Consider the following 2683-nt stretch of genomic DNA (forward strand, 5'->3'; position numbering starts at 1 on the left):
TGAATATTCCGGACTAAACTGAGCCACTCATTCCGAACCAAAGTGAGCCACCATTCCGGGTTAAAGTGAGCCATTTGTTAAGATTTTAGGTTGTTTTTTTGGTTTATGTTGTCGTTTGTTTGGGCTGTCATTCCGGCACAAAGTGAGCCATTTGTTAAGAATGTACTCAAGGGATTGATTCCGATTCCGGCAAACTGAGCCACATGTTAAAAACACCATGGTAGATTTGTAACAGCCTGGTATCTTTGAGATAAAAAAGATACCATGGCAAATAAAGTATTAACAATGTTACAAGTCAGAAGAATTCTTCAATTATTAGAGGAGGGTCGCTCCAAGCGAGAGGCTTCACGTCAATTAGGTCTTAGCCGTAATACGATTGATCATTACGCACGTCGTTTTAAACTGTGCGGGCTTACCCTTAGTCAGTTACTCCTGCTCAACGACACTGATCTTGCAAAGTTTGTTTATCCCGAACAGGCAAAAAGCCTGAAAGAGGATACACGGGCAGCTGTTTTCGATTTGCAGGTGGACTATTTTCTTAAAGAGCTAAAACGCACCGGTGTTACCCGTAAGCTTTTATGGCAAGAATATCACAAGGTCCACCCTCAGGGGTATGAATACAGTCAGTTTTGTGAACGCTTATCCAAACAAACACGCCTGCAAAAGGTTGTCATGCACCTCGATCATGAGCCTGCAGATAAATTACAGGTTGATTTTGCCGGTAAAACCTTCCCTGTTACAGATCCTCTTACCGGTGTCATGCACCAACATCCTGTTCTGGTGTGCGTCCTTCCCTATAGCGGAAAGAGCTATGTTCAGATTCTTGAAAATGCCAGCGGATACTATCTTTATACTGCATTAGCTCAGTGTCTGAAGTATTTTGGAGGTGTGCCCCGCGCCATCCTGAGCGATAACATGAAACAGTTTGTTCTCAGAAGTAATCGGTATGAGCCCACCTTTAATGAACTTGCAGAACAGTTCTCGGTGTATTACAATACCAGTTTATTAGCTACCCGTGTGGTCAGGCCACGCGATAAAGCAAGCGTTGAAAAACAGGTTAGTACAAGTTATCAGCGTATCTATGCACCATTGCGTAATCGGGAGTTCTTTTCTGTTGAAAGTGCCAATTTAGCTGTCATGGAACGCCTGGAGGTGCACAACACAACACCAATGCAGCGTGTTGGTCACTCTCGCGATGAGTTGTTTTATAGGGAAGAACAGCATCTTCTCAAACCTCTTCCGGCGATGGATTTTATTGTCCGTCATCGTACCAAAGCAAAAGTACAACCCAACTACCATGTATTACTGGGAGAAGATATGCATCAATACAGTGTTCCCTATATCCATGTCGGAAAACATGTTCACTTAGTGTATGATGCATTGGAAGTAGAGGTATTTCTTGAAATGCAACGGATTGCCCGGCATAGCAGAGATATGCGCCGAAACGGTTATACAACCAGAGAGGAACACATGCCGCAGAACCACCGGAAATACAAAGAAACACTGGGTTGGGATGCCGACTACTTCTTAGAACAGGGTGAAAAGATAGGTGCCAATACACGCCAGGTAATAGCGCGCTTGTTGGCAAGAAGCTTTTTCCCTGAGCAGACCTATAACGCTTGTAAAGGAATCCTGTCGTTAGGAACAAAATATGGCAAAATAAGATTGGAAGCTGCATGTACAATGTCCATGACATTACCCACAACTACATATAGCAATGTGGCAAACATATTAAAAAACAACCGGGATATGGATAATGCCTCTCAATCGGTAGAACAATCACTTCCCAGACATGAGAATATACGGGGAAAAGAATCCTACACATAAAAGGCAAATTGACAAATTACATTTTAATTTTTTTCGACATGAATACTCAAAACACAATTTACGAATTAGAGAGACTTAAACTCTCCGGTATGAAACAAGTATACAATGGGGTACTATCGTTGCCCGTACATCAGCAGCCGGGAATCCATCAACTGATGGCCAACTTAACAGAGGCAGAACTGCAGGCACGACTACACAACCGAACACAGATGTATCTAAAAACAAGCAAATTGCGCTACGATGCATTGCTGGAACAAGTACATTGTACCGCAGACAGAAACCTTACCCTGGAATCTATACAGGCTATTGCAGATTGCGGCTTTGTAAAACGGGCCGAAAACATCCTTATTACAGGAGCTGCCGGTTGTGGTAAAAGCTTTTTAGCTTGTGCTATAGGTCGGCAGGCATGCGCCTTTGGATACAGAACTTTGTACTTTTCTATGAGTAAGTTCCTCGAGAAAATTACTGTTGCCAAACTCGAAGGTACGCTCTTAAAACTTTTGTCACATATTGAGAAAACACATCTTTTAATACTCGATGATTTTGGGTTGCAGCCACTGGATCAAACCGCACGACTTACAATCTTACAAATTTTAGAAGACAGATATGGGCGAAAATCAACCATCATAACTTCGCAATTACCCGTTGCAAGCTGGTATGAATATATCAATGAATCAACAATAGCAGATGCTATAATGGACAGATTGTCAGCTTCTGCACATCGCTATGAGTTGAAAGGTGAATCTATGAGAAAGAGAAATATCAAATAATTTATTTACATTTGATGCGAATTTACCATGTCTTAACAAATGGCTCACTTTGCCGGAACGGTGGCTCACTTTTATCGGAATATACA

2 protein-coding genes are annotated in these 2683 nt (G+C 42.1%); both read left to right on the forward strand.

What is annotated here, in order from left to right; all coding sequences use genetic code 11:
• Positions 1-264 precede the first annotated feature (264 nt).
• Positions 265-1827 (forward strand): IS21 family transposase, encoded by a 1563-nt coding sequence (istA, locus tag PHO71_RS26045; protein ID WP_300209096.1) that lies wholly within the window; start codon positions 265-267, stop codon positions 1825-1827.
• Between the two features lie 38 nt (positions 1828-1865).
• Positions 1866-2597 carry an IS21-like element helper ATPase IstB gene (istB, locus tag PHO71_RS26050; protein WP_300209097.1) on the forward strand — a complete coding sequence of 244 codons (732 nt, stop codon included), beginning with the start codon at positions 1866-1868 and terminating at the stop codon, positions 2595-2597.
• The last annotated feature ends 86 nt before the right edge of the window (positions 2598-2683 follow it).

The sequence above is a fragment of the Bacteroides sp. genome (genome assembly GCF_028690125.1).
Taxonomy (GTDB): Bacteria; Bacteroidota; Bacteroidia; order Bacteroidales; family Bacteroidaceae; genus Bacteroides.

Bases quoted from the DNA above. Each gene is read 5' to 3' on its own strand.
- istB (WP_300209097.1), top strand. From the start codon at position 1,866: ATGAATACTCAAAACACAATTTACGAATTAGAGAGACTTAAACTCTCC.
- istA (WP_300209096.1), top strand. From the start codon at position 265: ATGGCAAATAAAGTATTAACAATGTTACAAGTCAGAAGAATTCTTCAA.